A 20,798-nucleotide genomic window follows, 5' to 3' on the forward strand; every position below is an offset into this window, starting at 1 on the left:
AATGGTGCATCGCCCCACGTCCACCCGACTCCTCGCCACCGCCGCATCCCTCGCTCTCGCCTCCGGCCTCCTCGTGGTCGGCGCGGCCGGACCCGCGGCGGCCCAGCAGACCATCGGCTACCCCGAGTTCACCGGCGGCGACGCCGTCCCGCCCGAACCGGTCGCCTACGACATCGACGGCATGATGCCGGCGATGTTCGAGGCCGAGTCCGGCGGCACCGACTTCTGGATGGACCGCCTCCTCGCCCGCGAGGGCGCGGACCCGGCGGGCGACCAGTGGCTCATGACCCGCGGCCGGGCACTCCTCATGCGCGTCCATGAGCCCGACATCATCGGCTTCGGCGGCCAGCTCGCCTACTACGACCCGTTCTTCGACCGCGCCTCCAACACCGACGGCTTCACGATCGACATCGGCGACACCGACTTCACCGAGGTCGTTGCACAGCGTCGCCAGACCCCGAGCCACTGGGCCAGCGTCCACGAAGGCGGCGACCTCCACGTCGAAGTGCAGAAGTTCATCACCGACAACAACGTCGCCGTCGCCAACGTGACCGTTCACAACAACGGCTCGGCGGCGACGGTCCCGATCCGCGTCGACTCCGACTTCGCCTGGCAGGCCTCCGGCGACGAGCTCACCGGCGTCCTCGACGTCCAGAACTCCCGCGGCGAGCGCCTCACCAGCGTCTTCCCGCGCCTCTCCGGCACCGGCCTCGCCCCTGCAGACGGATCCCTCACCGGCGAACTCGAACTCGCCCAAGGCGAATCGGCCACGTTCAAAGTCCAGCTCGGCATGGTCGCCACCGAGCTCCCCGAGTCGACGACCGAGTACGAGGCGTACAAGTCGGCCGAGCCGGGCGCCGCCTTCGCCACCCACGTGCGCACCTACAACCAGTGGTGGGCCGACAACGTCCCCTACTTCGACGTCCCCGACGAGGCGCACAAGAAGTTCATCTACTACCGCTGGTGGCTGATGCGCTACAACTACGTCGACGCGAACATCCCGGGCAACGACTTCCAGTTCCCGACCTCCATCGAAGGCGTCCTCGGCTACAACAACGCCATCGCCCTCACCGTCCCGATGTTCATCGACGACCTCAAGTACCTGCGCGACCCCGCCTACTCCTACGGCCCCTGGGTCTCCACCGGCGAGTCCTCCAAGGGCGGCCGGTTCATGGACAACCCCGGCGACCCCGAGAACTGGTCGAACTCCTACACCCAGTACATCGCCGAGGCCGCCTGGCGCTCCTACCAGATCCACGGCGGCCCCGAAGACGTCGTCGAGAACCTCGCCCGCTACGCCGAAGGCGACGTCAAGGGCCAGCTCGAGACGTTCGACTCCAACGGCAACTACCTCATCGAGTACGACTGGGGCGCGATGACCGGCAACGACGCCGACGCCGTCTCCTTCCACTGGAGGGACGGCGACCTCGACCGCGCCGAGTCCGCCTACCAGTACTCCGGCGCGATGGCCGCCGCCGAAGCGTACGAGCTCATCGGCGACACCGCGAAGGCCGACGAGATGCGCACCCTCGCCGAGAACATCCGGGCCGCGCTCACCGACGTCCTCTGGAACCCCGAGACGCAGCTGTTCGAGCACGTCCACGTCGCCTCCGGCGAGCACGTGCCGTGGAAGGAGATCAACAACTACTACCCGTTCTCCGTGGGCGCCATCCCGAACGAACCCCAGTACACCGACGCGCTGCGCCTCTTCGAGGACCCCGCCGAGTACCCGGTCTTCCCGTTCTACACCGCCAACCAGGCCGACAAGGCCGAGGCCGCCGAGCAGGGCGACCCCGGCTCGAACAACTTCTCGCAGATCAACTCCACCGTCCAGTTCCGCCTGTTCTCCTCGGCCATCCGCGACTACGACCAGGACTCCATCACCGAAGAGGACTACAAGAAGCTCCTCTACTGGAACGCCTGGTCCACCTACATCGGCGGCGACACCGCCTGGCCCGACTCCAACGAGTTCTGGGCCGACTGGAACGCCGGGAACGAGTCGATCGACTACCGCTCCTGGATCCACCACACCACGCTCGGCTCCAGCATCTGGACCTATGTGGAGGACGTGGCCGGCTTGCGCCCCCGCACCGACGAGAAGGTGGAGCTGTCCCCGATCGACATCGGTTGGGACCACTTCACCGTCAACGACCTCCGCTACCGCGACTCCGACCTCAGCATCGTCTGGGACAAGCCCGGCGACGGCAAGCGCCACTACGGCGACATCCCCGAGGGCTACTCCGTCTACATCGACGGCAAGCGCGCCTTCACGCTCAACAGCCTCGTCCCCGCCGTCTGGGACCCGAGCACCGGCAAGGTCGAACTCCCCGAAGGCGGCCGGGTCCTTAAGAGCAAGAAGATGAAGGACCTCTCCGCCCCCGACGAAGTCGAGCTCGACGGCCGCGTGGTCGACGTCTTCAACAAGGCCGGAGCCGACCTCGAAGGCGACGCCGAGAACCTCGCTGAAGGCCAGGCCGCGACCGCCTCGCACACCGCGAACGGCACCAGCACCGCAGGGGCCGTCGACGGCACCACCATCAACGCCCCCTACTGGTCCAGCGCCGGATCCGGCAACGCGACCGACTGGTACGAGATCGACCTCGGCGGCACCGCCCAGATCGATGAGGCACGGCTCTACTTCTACCGCGACCGCACAGTGGACGGACTCGCCGAACCCGCCGTCTACCAGGTCCAGTACCACGACGGCACCGACTGGGTCACCGTCGAGGACCAGGCCAAGACGCCCGCGATCCCGCAGGCCAACTACAACCTCGTCCAGTTCCCGGAAGTGAGCGCCGACCGCGTCCGCATCCTCATGGAGCACCAGGACGGCCACGCCACCGGCCTCAAAGAGGTCCAGCTCTTCGACAGCGGCCACGAGGTCATCGCGCCCGAGAACGTCCCGCCCTACGCACTCGCGAGGCAGGACCTGCAGTTCCGCCAGCCGATGCAGGCCCGCCTCACCGGCACCGTGAAGGACGACGGCCTCCCGCTCAGCGGCGGCCTCACCTCCACCTGGTCCATGGTGGACGGACCCGGCGCGGTTGTCTTCGAAGACCCGAACGCCTCCGCGACCGTCGCCACCTTCACCGAACCGGGCGCCTACACGCTCCAGCTCGCCGCCACAGACGGCACCGCCGAAGCGACCTCCACAGTGGAAATCCAAGTCGCCGAACCTGACACCCGCACCAACGCCGCCCTCTTCGCCACACCCACCGGCTCCTACACCTCGCCGTGGGAGAACATCACCGCGATCAACGACGGGATCGACCCGCCCCGCTCCAACGACGGCGAGAACCCCCGCTGGGGCACCTGGCCCGAAGAAGGCGAGCAGTGGGTCCAGCTCGACTGGGACCACCCCGTCCGGCTCGACGCCAGCGACATGTACTTCCTCGACGACGGCGGCGGCGTCCGCACCCCCGCCTCCTGGGAACTCCAATACCGCGACGGCGACCAGTGGAAGGACGTCACCGGCGCCGGAACCTACGGCACCGAAGGCGACCAGTACAACCAGGTCACGTTCGACCCCGTCACCACCACCGGCCTCCGCGCCGTCCTCCAGAGCGGCGCCGCCAGCGTCGGCGTCCTCGAATGGAAGGCCTTCGCCGAAGCGCCCCAACAGGTCCGCACCGTCCACCAACCCACCATCGTCGGCAACGTCCCCGCCCTACCCGCCACCGTGACCTGCGTGTACGCCGACGGCACCCGGCTCGAACAGCCCGTCGTCTGGCAGCAGCTCACCCCCGAGGACCTCGACGAGCCCGCCACCCACGTCGAAGTCGGCGGCCTCGTCACCGGGCTCGCCCTCCCCGCCAGCGCCACCATCCACGTCAGACTCCACGACCAGGTCGAGATCACCGCGCTCGAAACGGAGGCGGTCACCACCGTCGCCGGGCGAGCGCCCCAACTGCCGCCCACCGTCACCGCCGTCTACAACGACGGCTCCAAGGACAACGTCGGCACCAGTGTCACCTGGGAGGCCGTCGACCCGGCCGACTACGCCCAGCCCGGCACCTTCACTGTCCAGGGCACGATCGCGGGCACCTCGCTCACGGCCGAAGCCCACGTCACTGTCATCTGATCTCCACCGGCACCTAGGAGACTTCCCATGCAGCCCAGCACACTCAGACGTATGTTCGCCGCCGCGCTGGCCGCGGCCCTGGCCTGGAGCCTGTTCCAGATCGCGACCCCTGCGCAGGCCCAGCAGGTGAACGTGGCCCGCTCGGCCACCGCCTCGGCCTCCTACACCTCATCGTGGGAGTCCGTGGCCGCGATCAACGACGGGATCGAGCCGCCCGGCTCCAACGACACCCAGAACCCGCGCTGGGGCACCTGGCCCCAGACCGGTTCGCAATGGGTGCAGCTGACCTGGGCCGCCCCGGTCACCGTGTCCTCTTCGGACCTCTACTTCTTCGACGACTCGTTCAACTCCGGCCCCGGCGGCGTCCGCGTCCCGGCCAGCTGGCGCATCGAGTACCTGAACAACGGCGCGTGGACGCCCGTGAGCGGCGCGAGCGCCTACGGCGTGGCCGCGAACGCCTACAACCACACCGACTTCAACGCCGTCACCACCACCGCGCTGCGCGCGGTCCTCCAGAGCGGGGCCGCCTCCGTGGGCGTCCTCGAATGGAAGGTCTGGGGTCAGGGCTCGGCCACGCAGGCCGGGAACCCGATCGTCCGCAACATCTACACGGCCGACCCGGCGACCCTGGTCGTGGGCGACACCATGTACATCTACTCGGGCCGCGACGAGGCCGCCACCGGCCAGGACGCGTTCGTGATGGACGAGTGGCACGTCTTCTCCTCCAAGGCCCCCGACAACGACCCGGCCGCGTGGACCTCCCACGGCGCCAAGCTCTCCCTCTCGACCTTCGCGTGGGCCGGGGCGAACGCCTGGGCGTCCGAAGTGGTCCAGGGCCCGGACGGGCGCTACTACTGGTTCGTCTCCGTGGACGGGAACACCGACAACGGCTGGATGAACATCGGCGTGGCCGTCTCCAACAGCCCGCTCGGCCCGTTCACCGACGCGATCGGCGCCCCGCTCATCTCGGACTCGACCCCGAACTCGTCGGCGCTCAACATCGACCCGACGGTCTTCATCGACGACGACGGCCAGATCTACCTCTACTGGGGCTCGTACTGGCAGCCGCGCATGGCCAAGCTCAACCAGAACATGACGTCCCTCGCGGGGCCGGTCACGACCCCGACGGGCCTGACCGACTTCTGGGAGGCGCCGTGGATGTTCAAGCGGGGCGGCACCTACTACATGGCGTACGCCTCCAACGGCGGCTCGGGCTGCGTGACCAGCTCCGCCTACGCCTGCATCCGCTACGCGACCGCCTCGAACCCGGCCGGGCCGTGGACGCACCGGGGCGTGGTCCTCGGCCAGGTCACCTCGACCACCAACCACCCGGCGATCGAGCAGTTCAACGGCCAGTGGTGGATGGTCTACCACACCGCCGACGCCAGCGGCGGCGGCAACTTCCGCCGCTCGGTCGCCATCGACCCGCTCTACTTCAACGCCGACGGGACGATGCAGCAGGTCGTCCAGACCAGGGGATAGCTGAATGAGACTCAACCGACGCAACGCACTCCGCCTGGGCGCCTTGGCGTCAGCGGCTCCCGCCGGGCTCATCGCGAGCCCGGCGGGGGCCGCCCCCGCGGCGGCGCCCGACTCGTGGGCCGTCCGCCCGTTCGGCCTCGGCGACGTGGCCCTGGACGACTCGATCTTCACCGACAAGCGCGACCGCATGCTCGGCTACGCGAAGGGCTACGCCGCCGCTCAAGGCGAGCTCGGCGGGCCCGACCGGATGCTCTACAACTTCCGCGCCGCCGCCGGACTGCCCAATCCGGACGGTGTGGAGCCGCCCGGCAGCTGGGACAACGAGACCGGCTACCTGCGCGGACACTACAGCGGGCACTTCCTGTCGATGCTCGCGCAGGCCTGGGCGGGCACGGGCGACCGCGTCTACAAACGCAAGCTCGACCACCTCGTGGCCGGCCTGGCCGAGTGCCGCGACGCGTTCGCCGCCGCCGCGGCCGTGGCGACGCCGCGTGTGGAGGGCCGCAACGGGACCGCCGTGCGGCTCACCGGCTCCCCGGTCGGGAACGCCGAGTACCTGCGGCTCCCGGCCGGTCTCGTGGACGGCCTCACCTCGGTCACCGTCGCGACCTGGGTGAAGCTCGGCGCGGTCGACCAGTCGAAGCTGCCCGACCCGTGGGCCGACCCCGCGCCGCTCGCCAACGGCGTGAAGGTCTTCGACTTCGGGGCCGACGCGAACGCCCACATGTACCTCACGATCCGCGCCGACAACGCGAACCCGTTCCCGCGCTTCGCGATCACGACCGGCGGCACGGCGACTGAACAGCGTGTCACCGGGACCGCGCCGCTTCCGGCGGGGGAGTGGGTCCACCTCGCCGTCACGCTCGGCGGCGGCACGGCCGTGCTCTACGTCAACGGCACGGCGGCCGGTTCGGGCGCGGTCGCGCTGACCCCGGCCGATCTCGGTGCGACCGTGGCCAACTGGATCGGGCGCGGCCAGTTCCCGCAGGGCATCACGCAGTACCTGCACGCCGATGTGGACGAGTTCCACGTATACGCCTCGGCCCTCACCGCCGAGCAGGTCGCCGCGCTCCACGAAGGCGCGCAAGGCGACGTGGCCGCGTACCGCTTCGACGACCAGGCCGGGCCCGTCTGCGCCGACGCCTCCGGCAGCGGCCGGGACGCGCGGCTCATCGGCCCCGGCGACGGCAACCGCCACCCCGGCTTCGTCGCCGCCTACCCCGAGACGCAGTTCGTGCGGCTCGAGGAGTTCGCCACGTACGGCGGCAACGCCGGAATCTGGGCGCCGTACTACACGACGCACAAGATCATGGCCGGGCTCCTCGACGCCCACCGCCTCGCAGGCAGCGCCGCCGCCCTCGAACTCGCCTCGGGCCTCGGCGACTGGATGCACGCGCGCCTCTCGAAGCTCCCGCGCGAACGCCTCGACCGCATGTGGTCCATCTACATCGCGGGCGAGTACGGCGGCATGAACGAGAGCCTCGCGAACCTCGCCGAGGCCCGGCCCGACCGCCCCGAGTACCTGGAGACCGCGAAGCTCTTCGACAACACCGCGCTCCTGCAGGCCACCGTCGCGGGCACCGACCTCCTCGACGGGAAGCACGCCAACCAGCACATCCCGCAGTTCACCGGCTACCTGCGCATGCACGAGCAGGGCGCGGGGGAGGACTACAAGACTGCCGCCGTCCAGTTCTGGGACATGGTCGTGCCCCACCGCATGTACGCCCACGGCGGCACTGGCGTCGGCGAGATCTTCCGCAAGCGCGGCGTCGTCGCCGGGTCCCTGTGGCAGTACCCGAACGACCCCAACCACGCCGAGACCTGCTGCGTCTACAACCTCCTCAAGCTCGCGCGGAACCTGTTCTTCCACACCGGGGACCCGAAGTACATGGAGTACTACGAGCGGGCCCTCTACAACCAGATCCTCGGCTCGCGCCGCGACGAGGACAGCACCGAGGACCCCGAGGTCACCTACTTCGCGCCCGTGCGGCCCGGCCGGTGGCGCGACTTCGGGAACACCGGGACCTGCTGCGGCGGCACCGGCATGGAGAACCACACGAAGTACCAGGACTCGGTGTACTTCGCGTCCGCCGGGGACGACGCGCTCTACGTCAACCTCTACATGCCGTCCACTCTCGACTGGGACGCGCGGGGCGTCTCGGTCGAGCAGACCACCGAGTACCCCTTCGAAGGCGCGACCCGCCTGAAGGTCCGCACCCGCCGCCGCGCCGCCTTCGCCCTCAAGCTCCGCGTCCCCTCCTGGGCCGAGGAGTTCACGGTGAAGGTGAACGGCCGCAACCAGAACCTCGACGCCGCACCGGGCACCTACGTCACCGTCCAGCGGACCTGGCGCGGCGGCGACACCGTCGACATCGCCATGCCGCTGCGGCTCCACACCGAAGCGGTGATCGACGACCCCGGCATCGAGTCCGTCTACTGCGGACCCACCCTGCTCGCGATCAAGCACGAGGCGGTCGGCGACGACCTCGCGACCGGACTCATCGACATCGCCGTCGGCCCCGACCTCTCCGCGTTCGAGCCCACCGGCGAACCGCTGGAGTTCAAGGCAGACGGCTACACCTTCGCGCCGTTCCACCTCGGGAACGGCGAGCCGTACCACCTCTACTGGCGGCGGCGTTAGCCGTCGCGGAACCCCTTTGATCCCTTACACAGAGGAGCCCGAAATGAGAATGGACAAGCGCCCCTCGCGCGCCGCGCGCGCTGGGGCGGCGGCCGCCGCGGCGGCCCTGCTGGTCGCCGGGTGCGGCGACGGACGCCCGCCCGGCGGCGGGAGCGACGAGGTCGTCCTCGAAGGCGTCGACGACGGCACCACCCTCACCATGTGGACCCGCGCGGCCACCGAGGCCCAGTCCCAGGCCCTCGTGGACGCCTACAACGAGAGCCACGAGAACCAGATCGAGCTCACCGTGATCCCCACGGACGACTACCAGACCCGCGTCGGCACCGCCGCGGGCAACGGCGAACTGCCCGACCTGTTCGCCCTCGACGTGGTGTTCGCCCCGAACTTCACCACCTCCGGGGCCTACCTGGACATCACCGACCGCATCGACTCCCTCGAGTTCAAGGACGCCCTCGCGCCCTCGCACATCGACGTCGGGACCGTGGACGGCGCCAAGTACCTCGTGCCGCACACCCTCGACCTCTCGGTCCTGTTCTACAACAAGGACCTCTACACCCAGGCCGGACTCGACCCCGAGCAGCCGCCGACCACGCTGGCCGAGTTCGCCGAGCAGGCCCGCGCCGTCGACGCGCTCGGCGGCGACGTCAGCGGCACCTTCTTCGGCGGCAACTGCGGCGGCTGCTTCGTCTTCACCTGGTGGCCGACCCTCTGGGCCGAAGGCGTCGAGGTCATGAACGAGGAAGGCACCGAATCCCTCCTCGCCTCCCCGGAGGCGCAGCAGCTGTACGCCACGTACCGCAGCCTCGTCGAGGACGACGTCGTCGCCCCCGGCCACAACGAGGAGACCGGCGCGACCTGGGTGTCCCTGTTCCCCGAAGGCAACATCGGCGTCATGCCGATGCCCTCCACGATGCTCGGCCTCATGCCCGAGGACATGAACATCGGCGTCGCGCCCATCCCGGGCCTCACCGGCGGCCAGTCCACGTTCGTCGGCGGCGACTCGATCGGCATCAGCGCCAACTCCGAGAACCCGAACCAGGCGTGGGACTTCCTGCGCTGGAGCCTCGAAGAGGAGCAGCAGGTCGGCCTCCTCGCCTCCAACGGCGACGTCATGGCCCGCACCGACCTCGGCGACAACGAGTTCTACGCGGACAACCCGAACGCGGTCATCATCAACGACCTCGTCCAGGTCGGCCGCACCCCGTACTCGCTCAACTTCGGCCAGACCTTCAACGACCCGCAGGGCCCCTGGCTCCCGCTGGTCCGCGAGGCGGTCTACGGCGACGCGGGCGCGGACCTCGACGCCCTCAACGAAGACGTCACGGCTTCACTGTCGAGTTAGGAAGCAAACTCCATATGCGTCACTCGCGCAAGCTGGCCGGCATGCTCTACGCCGCACCCGTGGCGGCCTTCGTGCTGGTCTTCTTCGTCGCGCCGCTGCTGCTGGTCGGACGCATGTCCGCGTCCGACTGGCCGCTGCTCAAGGGCGACCTCGGCATCAACATGCCGCAGAACTACGCCGGCATCGCCGACAACCCGCTGTTCTGGCCCGCCGTGGGCTTCACGCTCAAGTACACCGGGATCGTCGTCGTCATCCTCATCGGGCTCTCGCTGCTCCTGGCGCTCATCGTCGCCGACCGCCGCAAGGGCACCGGGTTCTTCCGCACCGCGTACTTCCTGCCGACCACGCTCGGGCTCGCCTCGGCGTCGCTGCTGTTCTTCGGGTTCTACAGCCCCGCGATCGGCCCGCTCGACCCGATGCTGGAATTCCTCGGCCTCGAACCGGTCTCCTGGCTCGGGACGCCCACGGCCGCCCTGTGGTCCACAGTGCTCGTCGTCGTCTGGAAGATGGCCGGGTTCTTCATGATCATCCTGCTCGTCGGCCTCCAGGGCATCTCGCCGGACGTCTACGAGGCCGCCCGCCTCGACGGCGCGAACCGCTGGCAGTCCTTCTGGCACGTCACGATCCCGCTCCTGCGGCCCGCGCTCGGACTCGTGTTCATCCTGTCCGTCACCGGCTCGCTCCTGGCGTTCGACCAGTTCTTCATCCTCACCAAGGGCGGCCCGGACAACTCCACGGTCACCGTCGTGCAGCTCGTCTACCGGGAGGCCTTCCAGCGCTTCGACCTCGGCGCGGCCGCCGCGATCTCCGTCGTGATCCTCGCCGCGCTCCTCGTGCTCAACATCGGCCAGTTCCGGGCCCTCAGAAAGGAAAGCTGATGAGCACCAAGCTCTGGACGACGTCCTACTACGTGCTCGCCGGGGGCCTCTCCGTCCTCTTCCTGTTCCCCCTGATCTGGACCGGCTACGCCTCGGTCGCCCCCGCCGGGGCCACCAACCAGCAGGAGGGCTTCGGCTTCGGGAACTACGCGAGCCTCCTCGACTACGACGCCGGGCTCGGCCGCTACCTGTGGAACAGCGCGTACGTCTCGGTCCTCACCGTGGCGTTCACGCTCGCGCTCTCGATCGCGGGCGGGTACGCGTTCGCGCGCTTCACCTTCCGCGGCCGCGACACCCTGTTCCTGCTCACCCTCGCGATCCTCATGGTCCCGTACTCGACCCTGCTCATCCCGCTGTACACGATGCTGGGCGACCTGGGCCTGCGCAACACCCTGTTCGGGCTCGCGCTCGTCCTCACCCTCTACCAGCTGCCGTTCGCGGTGTTCATGATGCGGATCTCGTTCGAGTCCGTGCCCAAGGAGATCGAGGAGTCGGCGATGTGCGACGGCGCGGGGACCTTCGGCGTCCTCACCCGCATCATGCTGTTCGCGGTCTGGCCGGGCCTCATCACCGTGGGCCTCTTCTCGTTCCTCGCCGCGTGGAACGACTTCATCGCCCCGCTCATTCTCGTCAGCGAGGCCGACAAGGCCGTGCTGCCGGTGGCCATCGCCAACCTCCGCCAGCAGTCGATGGGCGCCGTCGACTTCGGGGCGACCCAGGCGGGCGTGGTCGTCATGGCGCTGCCGTGCCTGGTGCTCTTCGCCCTGCTCCAGCGCCACTATGTCCGAGGATTCATGTCAGGAGCACTCAAAGGATGACGACACCCGTCGTACCCGGGCGCGGACCGCTGCGCCCGCTCGGCCTCAACGAAGTCCGCCTCACCGGCGGGCACTGGGGCGAACGCCAGGCCGTCAACGCCGCTAACACGATCGGCCACTGCCTGCACTGGCTGGAGCAGCTCGGCTGGATCGACAACTTCACCAGGGCCGCCACCGGCGCACCGTTCGAGCGGGCCGGGCGCGAGTTCTCCGACTCCGAGGTCTACAAGCTCGCCGAGGCCATGGCCTGGGAGATCGGCCGCACCGGCGACCCGGGCCTCGAAGCGCGCTTCGCCGAACTCACCGCGATCATCGGCGCCGCCCAGGAGGAGGACGGCTACCTCAACACCATGTTCGGCCACCCCGGCCAGCGCCCGCGCTACTCCGAACTGGAATGGGGCCACGAGCTGTACTGCTACGGGCACCTCCTCCAGGCCGGGGTGGCGCGGCTGCGGTGCTACGGCGAGGACGGGTTCACGCGGCTGTGCCGGCGCGCCGCCGACCACGTGTGCGACGTGTTCGGCCCCGGCGGCGCCGAGAAGGTCTGCGGCCACGCCGAGATCGAAGTCGGACTCGCCGAGTTCGCGCGCGCCACCGGCGAGACCCGCTACCTGGAGCAGGCCCGCCTCTTCATCGAACGGCGCGGCACCCGCACCCTCGGCGACGGGGGCTTCGGCCGCGCCTACTACCAGGACGACGTGCCGGTCCGCGAGGCCGAGGTGCTGCGCGGCCACGCCGTGCGGGCGCTGTACCTCTCGGCCGGGGCGGTCGACGTCGCGGTCGACACCGGCGACGACGCGCTCCTGGAAGCCGTTCGCCGCCAATGGGACCGCACCTTGGCGCGCCGCACGCACCTCACCGGCGGGATGGGCTCGCGCTACATCGACGAGGCCTTCGGCCCGGACTTCGCGCTGCCCCCGGACCGCGCCTACTCCGAGTCCTGCGCGGGGGTCGCGGCCGTCATGACCGCGTGGCGGCTCATGCTCGCCACCGGCGACCTGGGCTACAGCGACCTCATCGAGCGGGTCGCCTGGAACGTCCTCTCCGGAGCCGCCGCCCCGGACGGCAGGTCGTTCTTCTACGCCAACCCGCTCCACGTGCGCACCGCCGACCCGCTGCCGCCCGGCGACGGCGCCCTGCCGCACCAGGCCGCGGGTGGCCAGCGCGCGCCCTGGTACGACGTGTCGTGCTGCCCCACGAACCTGGCGCGCACGTTCGCGCAGTTCGCGGTGTACCTGGCGACCGCCGACGAGACCGGGGTGCAGCTCCACCAGTACGCCCCGGCGTCGGTCGACACGGTCGTGGGCGGTTCGCGGTTCGCGCTCACCATGGTGACCTCCTATCCGGACGACGGCGCGGTCGTGGTCCGCGTGGAGGCCAACGACGGCGGCGAGCGCACCGTCTCGCTCCGGATTCCGGCCTGGGCCGAAGGCGCTTCGGTCACCGGCCCGGACGGCACGACCACCGAGGTCGAGGCCGGGAGCACGGCCGCGGTGACCGCCGATTTCGGCCCAGGCGACGAGATCCGCCTGCACCTGCCGGTGACCGCGCGGTGGACCGTGCCGGACCCGCGCATCGACGCCGTGCGCGGCTGCGCGGCGGTCGAACGCGGCCCGGTCGTGTTGTGCGCGGAGTCGATCGACCTCCCCGGCGGAGCCGACGTGGCGGAACTCACGGTCGACGCGTCGGTTCCTCCGGTCGAGCGCGACGGCCGGGTCTTCGTGTCCGCGCAGGTCCACGACCGCGACGGCGACTGGCCCTACGGTCCGGCCACACCGGACGGCGAGGGCAAGTCCGCCGAGGTCGCGCTGATTCCCTTCCGCCGCAGGGCGACTCGCGGCCCGGCGTCCATGCGCGTGTGGCTGCCGCTGGGCTGACCGGATTGGGCCGGTGTGACCCATATTGCGGGGGCACCGGCCTCTTTCATGTAACACGACGGAAATATCCGGTGGAACATCGCACTGGGAGTCCAAGTGCCGCATGGCCTTGCACCTTTAGGATGAGGTCCGTCGGGTGGGGTCGTACGGAGACGAGGAACCGAATAATGAGCGAGCTGCTGGAAATCCTGGGCACCGCCGAGCAGGCGGCCGAGACGGCGGTGGCGGCGATCCGGGCGGGGCTCGGACGCGAACGCTCCATCAGCGGCAAGGGCGACCGCGACTTCGCCACGGACCTCGACTACGCCGCCGAGGACGCGGTCCGCGCGTTCCTCGAGCAGGAGACCCCCGAGATCCCGCTGCTGGGGGAGGAGCGGGGCCGGACCGGCGACACGGAGTCCCACTACGAGTGGGTGCTCGACCCGATCGACGGGACCATCAACTTCGCGCACGGCTCGCCGATGTTCGGCGTCTCGCTCGCGTTGATGCGCAACGGGATGCCCGTGGTCGGCGTCGTCCACGCCCCCGTGTCCGAAGAGCGCTTCAGCGCCGCCCTCGGCCACGGCGCGGCCTTGAACAAGCAGGCGCTGCACTCGACTGGGCCCGCCGAGCTCGCCGAGGCCGTCGTCGCCATGGGGGACTTCTCGGTCGGCCCGGACGCGGACAAGCGGAACCTGCGCCGCCTCGCCACGCTCCAGCGGCTCGTGCCGAAGGTGCAGCGCATCCGGATGCTCGGCACCGCGGCGCTCGACATGTGCTGGCTCGCCGCCGGACGCGTCGACGCGGTCTTCCACGAACGCGTCAACCTCTGGGACGTCGCCGCGGGCACGGTCATCTGCCGCGAGGCGGGCCTCCTCGTCACCGACCTCGACGGCGTCGACTACGGCGACGGCGCCCTCTCAGTCCTCGCCGCGAACCCTCAGATCCACCGGGCCCTCCTCGCCGAACTCGCCTGACCCTCGATGTCGGACCCCTGTGGGAGAGTCGTCTCATTTCTTCGGTCGGTAGGAGGCGGATGCGGGTGGGAATGGGCGTGCCCTACGCCGCGAGCGCCTGCTCGTCGTAGGCCTTCCTGGCCTCGATGATGTCGGGCTGGTGGCGTTCGGCCCATTCGAGGAGGCCGGTGAGGTGCCCGTACAGCTCGCGGGCGCTCGGGGTCGCGCTGTACTCGACCTTCGGCGGCACGGTCGGGTAGACCGTGCGCTCCAGGAGGCCGTCGCGTTCGAGGTTCCGCAATGTCAAGGTGAGCATGCGGCGGCTGATGCCGGGCACGGAGCGTTCGAGTTCGGTGTAGCGCACCGGGTTCCGGATGGCGGCCACCAGGATCGAGACCGACCACTTGCCCGCGACGCGGTCGATGATCTGGACGATCGGGCAGGCCTCGGCCTGCACGTCGGACTTCGGCAGCACGCAGTCGTCGCTCATTCGAACCTCCATCGGCGCGGTCCGGGCCACATGTGACCCGCTTCATAGTGGGGGTTCCGGGCGGATGACCTGGACAGGAACATCGCTGTACCCCCTGGCACATGAAAGTGCCTTCTTACGGATTCCTTCATTGGAACACATGATTACCCCAGGAACAAAACGTTCCCCATGAGGAATCAAGCCCTTCCAAGGAGACTCCGATGTCACCCATTGCAGCGCAAAGCCTTCGCACCCGTTGGCTCGCGGTGATCGCACTCGCGGCCGCCCAGGTCATGATCGTCCTGGACCAGAACATCGTCAGCATCGCCCTCCCGGCCATCCGCGAAGACCTCGCGTTCAGCCAGGCGAACCTCGTGTGGACCGTCAACGCCTACGTGATCCCCTTCGGCGGCCTGCTGCTCCTCGCCGGACGGCTCGGCGACCTCATCAGCCGCAAGCAGGTGTTCCTCGCCGGTCTGGCGCTCTTCACCCTCGCCTCCGTCGCGGCGGCGCTGGCCGACTCGCAGGGCTTCCTGCTCGCGGCCCGCTTCGTGCAGGGCATCGGCGGCGCGATCACGGCCGCCGGTCTGCTGGGCATGATCGTCACGATCTTCCCTGAACCGCAGCACCAGGTGAAGGCCATCGGCGTCTACGGCTTCGCCTCCGCGGGCGGCGGCGCGGCGGGCAGCGTGGTGGGCGGCGTGCTCACCGAGACGCTCGGCTGGGAATCGGTGTTCTACGTGAACCTCCCGCTCGGCCTGATCGTGGCCGCGATGGCCTGGAAGCTCCTCCCGACCGACCGCGGCATCGGCCTCAAGGCCGGGGCCGACATCATCGGCGCGACCCTCGTGACCTCCGGTCTCATGCTCGGCGTCTACACCCTGATCGAGACCGAGCGCTACGGCCTGACCTCGGCCCGCACCCTGGGCTTCGGCGCCCTCGCGATCGCCCTGCTCGCCGGGTTCGCGATCCGCCAGGCCAAGGCCGCCTCGCCGCTGATCCCGCCGCGCATCCTGCGCTCCCGCAACGTGTCCGGCGCGAACATCGCCCAGGCGCTCATGGTCGGCTCGGCCTTCGGGTTCATGTTCTTCACCGTGCTCTACCTGCAGCAGGTGCTCGAGTTCGCGCCGCTCGCGGCGGGCCTGGCGTTCCTGCCCGCCCCGATCGTCATCGCGGTGGTCTCGATGTGGCTGGCCCCGAAGCTCCTGACCCGCTTCGGCGCCCGTCCGCTGGTCCTGACCGGCCTGGCGCTCATGGTCGCGGGCTTCATCCTCTTCGCCCAGATGCGCGCCGACGGCAACTACCTGGTGGACGTGCTCCCGGGCATGGTCACCGCGCCGCTCGGCTTCGGCATCGCGATGCCCGCCCTCATGACGCTCGGCATGGCCGACTCCAAGCCCGAGGACGCCGGCGTCACCTCCGGACTGTTCAACACCGCCCAGCAGGTCGGCGGCGCGGTCGGCCTCGCGGTCATCTCCACGGCGGTCTCGGCCCGCACCGGCAGCCTCCTCGAAGGCGGCGCGGCCCAGGCCGAGGCGCTCACGGGCGGTTTCCGACTCGGCTACGGCGTCGCCGCCGGACTCGCGGCAGCGGCGCTCCTCATCGCGATCACGGTCATCAAGGCCCGCAAGGCGTCGGCTGCGGAAGCCGAGCAGATCCCGGTCGCGATCGGCTAGGACGACCCACGCCCGGGGCCGCCGTCCACTTCGGACGGCGGCCCCGGGCGTCTCCGGGTCTCAGGCGTCGTCGGGGAAGCCGATCGCCCAGGAAGGCACGTACTCGGTGAGCCAGACGCCGTTCTCGGACTCGTAGAAGGTGTGGCCCTCCTCGGCCATGCGCGCCGCGTCGATCTTGAGGACCACCGGCCGCCCGCGCCGCGAGCCGACCTTCACGGCCGTGCCCCGGTCGGGGGAGAGGTGCACGTCGTGGCGGTCCATCGCCTTCAGGCCCTCGTCGCGGATGGCGTCGAGGAAGCGGTCGGTGGTGCCGTGGAAGAGCACCGGCGGGGGATAGGCCGGCTCCAGGTCGAGGTCGACGGCCACCGTGTGGCCCTGGCTGGCCCGGATCTTCCCGTCCCGCACGGCGAACCGCTGCTTGTCGTTGCGGGCGACGACCTCGTCCAGCTCCTCGCGGGTGACGTGGAACCGCCGGTCCGCGAGGGCCTTCAACAGGACGTCGACGTCGACCCAGCCGTGCTCGTCGAGTTCGATCCCGATCCGGCCCGGGTCGTGCCGCAGATGCCGCGACAGGTACTTCGAGACCTTCACCATCCGCCGGTCGTCCACTTGCAACTCCGTTCTGAGGGGAGGCTCAGACTATCCCGGCACCCTACAGCTGCGTCAACGCGAAAACCAGGGCCAGCAGCGGGAACAGGCCCTGCTTGAGCGCGGCCGAGGCCATCGACCGGTCCCTGAGCACGAGCACGAGCGCCGCGCCGAGCATCGAGCCGCACGCGAACACGATGAGCGTCATGCCCACCGCCGCCTCGGCCTGCACGACGGCGACGCCGACGAGCGCCCCGATCGCGAGGAACAGGTTGTACCAGCCCTGGTTGAACGCCCAGGAGCGCACGGTCTCGACGTTCTCGGTCGCGACCCGGAACACCCCGCGGTGCACTTTCGGGTCGGAGAAGCGCAGGCACTCCATGACCCAGATGTAGACGTGGAGGAGCCCGGCGAGGGCGGCGGAAATCTGGACGGCGATCAACATGGACAGCATTCTCCCCGACGCGCCGCCGCGATGTCGCCGGTCCGCTAGCTCCCGTCGAGCACGAACAGGTCCGGCGGCACGAGGGTCCGCGTGCGCAGCAGCTCGGTGACGAGGTTGTGGTTGAGCATGTTGCCCACCGGCTCCCCGACCTCCTCTCGGGTCAGGCCCGGCACGCCCGCCGCCGACAGCCGCTTGCGCACGCCCGCCACCAGGTGCTCGGCCTTCTTCGGCCGCCAGCCGCCGCCGGGGTGCAGCTCGGCGAGCTCGGCGGCGACCTGCTTCCACGACACGGGCTGCGGGTAGGCGTCGTGCAGCAGGTACCGCTGGGCGAGGCACACGAGCGCGAGCCGCTCGTCCGCGTCGAGCTTCCACGGCTTGTCCTTCAGCGTGGACGCCTCGGGCGCGGGCGTCGGCAGCCGCCCGTCGACGCCCGCGACGTACAGCTCCACGAGGTGCCGCCGCCGCGCGGTGCCGCTGATGAACACCGGCGTGTACCCGGTCTCGAGCGGATACGCCTCGTCCTCGGGGAACAGCATGCGCGCGCCCGGCAGCTGGAGCGGCAGGTGCCCGGTGTTCGCGAGCCACCAGTGGTCCCCGCGCCGCGCGAGGCGGCCCTGGCTGCGGCTGACGCGGCGGTCGTCCTCCCCGACGCACACGTGCACCTCGGGCCGGTTGCGTCCGAACAGGACGACGCGTTCCTCCTTGGGCCGGAACCGGACCCCGCCGGAGACGGAGAGGGCGTAGATCGTGCCCGGCTCGGACTCGGGCACCCCGAACGCGAGGCTCGCGTGGCTCGCGGGCAGCGGTTCGAGGCCCTCGACCTGGGGGATGTCGGTCATGGCGACTCCTTTCCGCCTCCAGCCTGGCACGTCCCCTCGGGACCCGTCCCGAGCCGCGTCGCCTGCAACGGAACGTCAAGGGCCGCTAGGCGTCCGGCAGCGCCTCCGCTGCGGGCCCGGCCATGGTCACGGCGAGGTCGCACAGCTCCTCCTGCGAGTCGCCCTCTTCGCCGAGCACCCAGACGCGCAGGTTCTCGGCGGTGATGGTGCCGTCCTCCTCCGCGCTGTGGGCCTGGCGGTAGATGACGCTCACGAGGCACGAGTCGTCGCCCCAGTGGTCGCCTTCGATGTACGCGGGCAGCCCGGCGAGCTCGATGCGCTCGCCGTCGTCGGCCTCCGGCGGGTCGTCCCGGTCGAAGAGGACCCGGACCGCCGTCTCGCTCGTGGTGCTGAACCACCAGCAGCTCCAGCCGCCGAAGCCCTCGAGCGGGTCGTCGGCGGCGACGCCGGGGAAGCCTTCGAGCGCTTCGTCGTCGAGCAGGGTGCAGGCGTCGAGGTAGAACAGCGACTCGGGGTCCTCTTCGTGCTCGCGCCGGGCCAGCGGGCCCTGTTCGAGGATCGCGAGGGCGGCGTTCGCGGCGGTGTCGACGACGGCGCAGATGTCGCTGTCCTCGCCGGGGTCCTGTTTGGAGTACATCTCCACGAAGTGCTCGCCGTCGGGGAAGATCAGCGTCCGCATGCACTCGTCGTGCGTGCCCTCTTCAGTGATGAGCCCGAAGTCGCCGACCATGGCGGTCTCGCCCTGCTGGTGCGGGTCGCCGTTCGTCTCGTAGAAGTAGAGGTTCAGGTCGACGCCGCCGGTGGCGTTCTCGATGCGCAGGTCGCAGGCTTCGAAGGGGCCGTTGTCGGCGTCGACGTTCGTCGGCCCGTAGACGCCGAGCGCGGCCTCGTCCCACAGCGCGCACGGGTCGGCGGTGGTCTGGTCGCCCACGAAGTCCCACGGGTCGAGCTCGGCGGCCTCGCCCTGCGGCGTCTCCTTCTCCTTGTCGGGCAGGCCGTTCCACACGAACGCGGCGAGCACGACCAGGGCCGAGGCGGCGGCGCCGCCGACGACCCAGCGCCGTCGCAGCCCGGTCCGGCGCGCGGCCCCGACGGTCGGCTCGCCGCCGATCCTCCCGAGCTCGATCCGGGCCTCGTCGATCTTCATGCGCTGCTTCGGGTCGGTGTGCAGCAGCCGGTCGAGCAGCGGTGCGAGCGCCCCGGCCCGCTTCGGCTCGATCCGGTCGCCCTTCGCGGTCCGCCACAGCAGCGAGTGCGCGTTCCCCTCGCCGAACGGCGACATGCCCTCGACGAGGTGGAAGATGGTGGCGCCCAACGAGAAGACGTCGGCGGCCTGCGTGAACTTCCCGCCCCGCACCACCTCGGGCGCGACGTACCCGGGCGTGCCGGTGACCGCGCCCGTCCCGGTCAGCGTCGGCTCGACGTGGACCTGCCGCGCGATCCCGAAGTCGGCGAGCTTCGCGTGCCCGGACCCGGTGACCATGACGTTCGCGGGCTTGATGTCGCGGTGGAGGATCCCCTTGGCGTGCACCGCCTCCAGGCCCCCGGCGAGCTGCGCGCCGTACCGCGCGGCCTGCTCGGCGCCGACGAGGCCGGTGTCGGCGAGGGTCCGGCCGTCCACGTACTCCATGACGTTCCACCAGTCGCCGTCCTCCTCGACGGCATCGTAGACCGTGACCACGTTGGGGTGGTTCACGCTCGCGAGCACCTCGGCCTCGCGCCTGACCCTCGCGGCGGCGGCCGCGTCACCGCCTGTGAGCGCCCGTTTGAGCGCCACCGACCGCTCGCGCAGCCTCAGGTCCGCCGCACGCCAGACCTGACCCTGGCTGCCCGAACCGAGCCGCTCCTCCAACCTGTACCGATCGCCCACAACCTGCCCAGCGCGCAACCGTCTCTCCGCTCGCCGAAAACCCGAATCGCCCCCATGTGTCGCGCTCCACATTAACGCACCCAAGTGACGCAAACCCGTCGCGGAAGACTCGATCCGGTCGCGACCGCGGCTGTGGCCGGAACCACGGGCCGAAGAATTTGCACTCAGTGCGTCGTTGCACTTAGTGTAATCAGCGTGACCGCGAAACCCGAGGCCGTCGACCGCCGCACCGCCCTGAAGGCCAAGAGCCGCAAGGCGATCCTCGACGCCGCCGCGGCACTCATGCGCGAGCGCCGCTCCGCGAACTTCTCCGTCGACGAGCTCGCCGCCGCCGCCGACGTCTCCCGCCGCACCGTCTTCAACCACTTCGACTCCCTCGAAGCCGTCGTCACCGCCGTCGCCGGGCACATGCTCACCGACATCGTCGACGCGATGGAAGCCGAAGCCGCCAACACCTCCGGCGACGGCGCCACCGTCCTCGGCGACCTCGCCGCGACCGGCTCGGCCGACCACCTCGTCCCGACCATCGCCTACCTCATCGAAGTCCTCGGCGGCAGCTTCGAAGACCCCGGCGAACGCGGAGCGGTCCTCATGGAACGCGCCCTCTCCCTCTTCACCGCCCAGATCTCGGCCCTCATCGCCCGCCGCCACCCCCGCGTGGACGAACTCCGCGTCGCCCTGGTCGTCGCCGCCTTCAGCGGCGGCCTCCTCGGCCTCGTCGCCCACTGGAGGACCGCCACCGGCGGCACCGACACCCCCGCCTCCCGCCGCACCTGGAACGACCTCCTCGCCGAACTCGTCGCGCTCCTGCGCGAACCCGAAGCCTGACCTCCCGATCCTCCGAACCGAAAGACCGC

15 protein-coding genes are annotated in these 20,798 nt (G+C 70.2%); 10 read left to right on the forward strand and 5 right to left on the reverse strand.

The window, feature by feature from the left end; genetic code table 11:
- Position 1: 1 nt before the first annotated feature.
- From ACGGCP_RS11875 to ACGGCP_RS11910, 8 genes are all read left to right on the forward strand, one after another.
- On the forward strand, positions 2–4,081 hold the full coding sequence (locus tag ACGGCP_RS11875) for a discoidin domain-containing protein (RefSeq protein ID WP_392964609.1): 4,080 nt from the start codon (positions 2–4) through the stop codon (positions 4,079–4,081).
- 27 nt (positions 4,082–4,108) lie between these two features.
- On the forward strand, positions 4,109–5,563 hold the full coding sequence (locus ACGGCP_RS11880; protein ID WP_392964612.1) for a family 43 glycosylhydrolase: 1,455 nt from the start codon (positions 4,109–4,111) through the stop codon (positions 5,561–5,563).
- Between the two features lie 4 nt (positions 5,564–5,567).
- The gene (locus ACGGCP_RS11885; RefSeq protein WP_392964615.1) at positions 5,568–8,204 is read left to right on the forward strand and encodes a beta-L-arabinofuranosidase domain-containing protein; all 2,637 of its coding nucleotides are present in this window, start codon (positions 5,568–5,570) and stop codon (positions 8,202–8,204) included.
- A gap of 49 nt (positions 8,205–8,253) precedes the next feature.
- Entirely contained in the window at positions 8,254–9,546 is a 1,293-nt protein-coding gene (locus ACGGCP_RS11890; protein WP_392965108.1) for an ABC transporter substrate-binding protein, read from the forward strand.
- Between the two features lie 14 nt (positions 9,547–9,560).
- Positions 9,561–10,424, forward strand: coding sequence for a carbohydrate ABC transporter permease (locus ACGGCP_RS11895; RefSeq protein ID WP_392964617.1), 864 nt, complete (start codon positions 9,561–9,563; stop codon positions 10,422–10,424).
- Entirely contained in the window at positions 10,424–11,242 is an 819-nt protein-coding gene (locus ACGGCP_RS11900; RefSeq protein WP_392964620.1) for a carbohydrate ABC transporter permease, read from the forward strand. Before ACGGCP_RS11895 ends, ACGGCP_RS11900 begins: the two co-directional genes overlap by 1 nt.
- Positions 11,239–13,119 carry a glycoside hydrolase family 127 protein gene (locus ACGGCP_RS11905; RefSeq protein ID WP_392964623.1) on the forward strand — a complete coding sequence of 627 codons (1,881 nt, stop codon included), beginning with the start codon at positions 11,239–11,241 and terminating at the stop codon, positions 13,117–13,119. The genes ACGGCP_RS11900 and ACGGCP_RS11905 overlap by 4 nt, the downstream gene beginning before the upstream one ends.
- Before the next feature lie 167 nt (positions 13,120–13,286).
- Positions 13,287–14,075: an inositol monophosphatase family protein gene (locus tag ACGGCP_RS11910; RefSeq protein WP_392964626.1), complete on the forward strand. Its 789-nt coding sequence runs from the start codon at positions 13,287–13,289 to the stop codon at positions 14,073–14,075.
- 82 nt (positions 14,076–14,157) lie between these two features.
- Here ACGGCP_RS11910 and ACGGCP_RS11915 read toward each other — a convergent pair whose 3' ends face one another.
- Positions 14,158–14,544, reverse strand: a complete 387-nt coding sequence (locus ACGGCP_RS11915) for a helix-turn-helix domain-containing protein (protein ID WP_208494340.1) — start codon at positions 14,542–14,544, stop codon at positions 14,158–14,160.
- 200 nt (positions 14,545–14,744) lie between these two features.
- Here ACGGCP_RS11915 and ACGGCP_RS11920 point away from each other — a divergent pair, with 200 nt between their 5' ends.
- Positions 14,745–16,199, forward strand: coding sequence for an MFS transporter (locus tag ACGGCP_RS11920; RefSeq protein ID WP_392964630.1), 1,455 nt, complete (start codon positions 14,745–14,747; stop codon positions 16,197–16,199).
- Positions 16,200–16,259: 60 nt separating this feature from the next.
- Here ACGGCP_RS11920 and ACGGCP_RS11925 read toward each other — a convergent pair whose 3' ends face one another.
- From ACGGCP_RS11925 to ACGGCP_RS11940, 4 genes are all read right to left on the reverse strand, one after another.
- A complete protein-coding gene (locus ACGGCP_RS11925; RefSeq protein WP_392964633.1) occupies positions 16,260–16,808 on the reverse strand; it encodes an RNA 2'-phosphotransferase in 549 nt (182 codons plus the stop codon).
- Between the two features lie 43 nt (positions 16,809–16,851).
- Complete coding sequence (locus ACGGCP_RS11930) at positions 16,852–17,232, reverse strand: DUF1304 domain-containing protein (protein WP_392964636.1); 381 nt, start codon at positions 17,230–17,232, stop codon at positions 16,852–16,854.
- Positions 17,233–17,276: 44 nt separating this feature from the next.
- Positions 17,277–18,071 (reverse strand): FHA domain-containing protein, encoded by a 795-nt coding sequence (locus ACGGCP_RS11935; RefSeq protein ID WP_392964639.1) that lies wholly within the window; start codon positions 18,069–18,071, stop codon positions 17,277–17,279.
- Positions 18,072–18,156: 85 nt separating this feature from the next.
- Positions 18,157–19,941 carry a serine/threonine-protein kinase gene (locus ACGGCP_RS11940; protein WP_392964642.1) on the reverse strand — a complete coding sequence of 595 codons (1,785 nt, stop codon included), beginning with the start codon at positions 19,939–19,941 and terminating at the stop codon, positions 18,157–18,159.
- Between the two features lie 195 nt (positions 19,942–20,136).
- Between ACGGCP_RS11940 and ACGGCP_RS11945 the strand changes: the two genes are divergently transcribed.
- Positions 20,137–20,769, forward strand: a complete 633-nt coding sequence (locus ACGGCP_RS11945; protein ID WP_392964645.1) for a TetR/AcrR family transcriptional regulator — start codon at positions 20,137–20,139, stop codon at positions 20,767–20,769.
- Positions 20,770–20,798 lie beyond the last annotated feature (29 nt).

The sequence above is a fragment of the Glycomyces sp. NPDC048151 genome (assembly GCF_043202775.1).
GTDB lineage: Bacteria > Actinomycetota > Actinomycetes > Mycobacteriales > Micromonosporaceae > Glycomyces.